2 protein-coding genes and 1 pseudogene are annotated in these 3,408 nt (G+C 75.5%); all 3 read right to left on the bottom strand.

Annotated elements, in window-relative coordinates; translation table 11 throughout:
• Positions 1-29: 29 nt before the first annotated feature.
• On the bottom strand, positions 30-1,277 hold the full coding sequence (locus E1182_RS29870) for a phosphatidylserine decarboxylase (protein ID WP_132271067.1): 1,248 nt from the start codon (positions 1,275-1,277) through the stop codon (positions 30-32).
• Positions 1,278-1,739: 462 nt separating this feature from the next.
• Positions 1,740-1,923: pseudogene (locus E1182_RS33125) on the bottom strand (hypothetical protein); the annotation flags it as partial.
• Positions 1,920-3,408: PspC domain-containing protein (locus tag E1182_RS29860; RefSeq protein WP_132271064.1), on the bottom strand; the 1,489-nt coding region annotated here is incomplete at its 5' end. The gene E1182_RS29860 and the pseudogene E1182_RS33125, both read right to left, overlap by 4 nt.

Here is a 3,408-nt window from a genome sequence, read left to right as displayed (position 1 = left end):
GCGTACGCGGTGCCCCCCTTCCGGTGTGCTCAGCGCCAGCGGGCGATGACCGTGGCGCCGCCGACCACCTTGTCGCCCGGGCCCACCAGCGGCTCGGCGGCGTCGGCCGGCAGGTAGACGTCGGTGCGCGAACCGAACCGGATCAGCCCGAACCGCTCGCCCCTGGCCAGCAGCGCCCCGATCGGCGCCCGCTGCACGATCCGGCGGGCGATCAGCCCGGTACGCTGCGCCACCACGACCCGGCCGTGCTCGGTGTCCAGCACCGTGTACGCCGCCACGTTGTGCTCGGCGTCCGGCTTCATCGCGTTGACGAAACCACCGTCGGCGACGAAGTAGTCGACCACCTTGCCGGCCACCGGGGCCCGGTTGACGTGCACGTCCAGCACCGACAGGAAGACCGCCACGCGAAGCCACTCGCCGTCACCGAACCGCTCGTCGTGCAGCCGCTGCACCGACAGCACCTGACCGTCGGCGGCGGCGACCACGGCCGACGGGTCTTCCGGAACGTCCCGCTCCGGGTCACGGAAGAACGCCGCCACCGGAGCGGCGGCGAGCGCCGGCAGCAGCCAGAGCTTCGACTTCGGCCGGGCCACCTTCGCCGCCGCCGCCAGGCCGAGGGCGATGCCGGCCGCGGCCACCCCGTTGGAGTCGATGTGCATGCCCCGGGTCAGCGGCACGCTGGAGGGGCGGTGGGCCGGAGCCAGGCGGGCGGCGAGCGCCGGGCTGGCCGGGGTGAACCGCAGGTGGTGGACCCGTACCGGCGGGGAGTTGCGCAGCACCAGGTCGGTGCGGACGCCGTGCAGCACCCCCTGCCGGTCCAGCTCGGCGGTGGCCCCCTCGCTGCCGAACAGCGGCGTGGACACGCTCAGCACCGAACCGTCGGTGAGGTACTTGGCCAGGCCGTCGACGGTCGCCCGGGCCTGCTCGGCGGTGCCGGCCAGGGGCTCGGCGGCGATCACGACCTCGGCGGCGTCGGCCTCGGCGAGGGAGCCGACGACGCGTACCCGGTCGGCCACCCAGTTGCCCTGGGCCGTGACGTGCTCGCGCAGCTCGGCGGCGTCGGCGGACTCGGCCGGCACCACGGTGAGGGTGTCGCCGGGCAGCAGCGCGTCGATCGCCGCGGCCAGCGCTGCGGACCCCGCGGTCGCGCCGACCAGCAGGGCGGCCTTCGGGTCGTTACGCCGGGCGAGCTCGGCGACGAGGGTACGGGCGGCGCGCTCGCCGATGCGGACCGAACCGGACCGGCCGGAGGTGGGCACGGCGGGGGACTGGGTCATGTCGGGCGGGCTCCTGACGACGTAGAGACGGGCATCGCGACGGATCCGCCTCTGCCGGCCTGGTCCCGTCCGAGGCGGACGGGTCCTGACCACGCGACGGCTCGGCCGTGGCCGCCGGCGGTGCGGCGGGCGAGACCGGTGGAGGGCGGAATCTCCACCGGCCAGCATACGAGCCGGTGACCGGCGGGCGCACCGCCGTGCTCAGGCGGCGGATGTCGCCTCCCCGCCCGAGGGCCGGTCACCGGGTGGTGCCCTGCTCCGGTGCGTCGGCGGCCCGGTCCTGGATCGCCTCGACGGGCCGGTCCTCGACCGCGGCCCGCTCCTCGACCGCCTCTGCCGTGACGGGCTGGCCCTCGACCACCTCGGTGAGCCACTCGTCGGCGCGGCGAGTTCCGGCTCCGGCCGGCGCGACGGGCTCCGGGTTCGTCCCGGATTCCGCCGGGCCGTCGGTTCGCCGGTCGTGCCGACCCGAACGCAGCGCCCCCACCAGGCCGAGCAGCCCGATCAACAGCAGCGCACCGGCGAGGAACCAGCCGATCGGCGGCAGGGCGAGCCCGAGGATCTGTGCGAGCAGCCACCAGAGCGAGAACCCGACGAAGAGCAGCCCGAACAGGAGCGAGACGAGGTCGGTGCGGTGCGCCCTCATCGGGTCACCTCCAGGTTGCCGCCGTTGACGTGGACGTAGAGCCGCAGCTTGCCGCCGCCCGTGCCGTCCGGCCCCAGGTCGACCGCCTCGCGGAGCCGGCCGTTGACCCCCGTCGACTGCCGGCCGAAGACGCTGGCCTCCCCGGCGTTGACGTCGGCGACCGTGGTGACGTCGACGTTCGGTGGCACCACGATCGTGGCCTGACCGAAGTTGACCGCCACGGTGACCTGGACGTCCTGCCCGTCGAGGTCCACCCCGCGCAGGTCGAGGGTGGCGTCACCGAAGTTGTTCTCGTACCGGTCGGCGAGGTCACGCCGGTCGGTCGGGGCCCAGGTGACGTTGCCGTCGACGCCGCGGACCCGGTCGTACGATTCGGCCACCGTCGCCACGCCGAGCGCCGCCGCCGTGACCAGCCCCAGCGCGATCAACCAGCGGGCCCGGCCGAACCAGGTGCCGACCAGCAGCCCGAAGCCGATGGTGGCCAGCGCGGCGGCGAAGTACGCGGCGGCGCCGATGGGAAAGGCACCGAGCAGGTCGAGGATCGCCACCACGCCCAGGACCAGGAAGATCAACGAGAAGGTGATGCCGCCCAGCGGGGACCGTTCCCGGGGTCGTTTCGGCGGCTTCGGGGGCGGTACCGACGGGGCCGGTGGCGCGGGCGGTCCGGCGTACGGGCCGTGCGGGGCGAAGGGCGGCCGGTAGCCGGGCGGCAGTGCGGCGGTCACGCCGGGCGCGGACGGTGTCGAGGCCGACGACACACCACCGGGGAAACCCGCCCCGGCGGCGACCGACGGCCAGGCGGGGAGTTCGGCGGTACGCTCCTGCGACGCCGACCCCGGCGGGACCGGCCCGTACGACGGCACCGGCCCCCCCGGCGACAGGGCCGGTTCGGCGGGCGGCGGCGGGGTGAACAGACCGGGCGCGGGGAAACTGACGGGCGGCACCGGACCCGGTGGCGTGGCGGGCGGTGCCGGTGCACGCTCTGCGTCGGGCACCGGGGCCGGGCGCGGCGGGTGGCCGTCCCGGTTGAGCAGCAGTGCGCCCCCGATCAGGATCGCCGCGCCGAGCAGCACCGCCCGGAACGGGTCGGTGACGATGTAGCCGAAGCCCACGGCGACCAGAACGGCGAGCACGATGACCGTGACCGGGGACATGCTCGACCGGCCGCGGCCCAGCATCGACTCCACCGGAGAGGCGCTGTCGCCCTCGCCCGGGATGATCAGCCAGGCGGCGACGTAGACCAGGATGCCGACGCCGCCGAAGAAGCCGAGCACGGCGAGGATCACCCGCCAGAGCACCGGGTCGGTGTTGGTGGCCCGGCCGACGGCGGCGCAGACCCCGGCCAGATACCGGCCCTCCCGAGGGCGAACGAAACCGTACCGGGAGGTGAAGCCGGCCCCGCCGGACGGCGGCGGTGGAAACGGGTGCCCGGGCGGCGGCGGTGCGGCGCCGCCCGCAGGTACGGCGGCCGGTCCGGTGGCGGGT

Origin of the sequence: Micromonospora sp. KC721, assembly GCF_004348355.1 — a bacterium.
Classification (GTDB): Bacteria; Actinomycetota; Actinomycetes; order Mycobacteriales; family Micromonosporaceae; genus Micromonospora.
The sequence above is the reverse complement of the archived record's forward strand: the minus strand, read 5'-3'. Positions and strand labels throughout refer to the sequence as shown.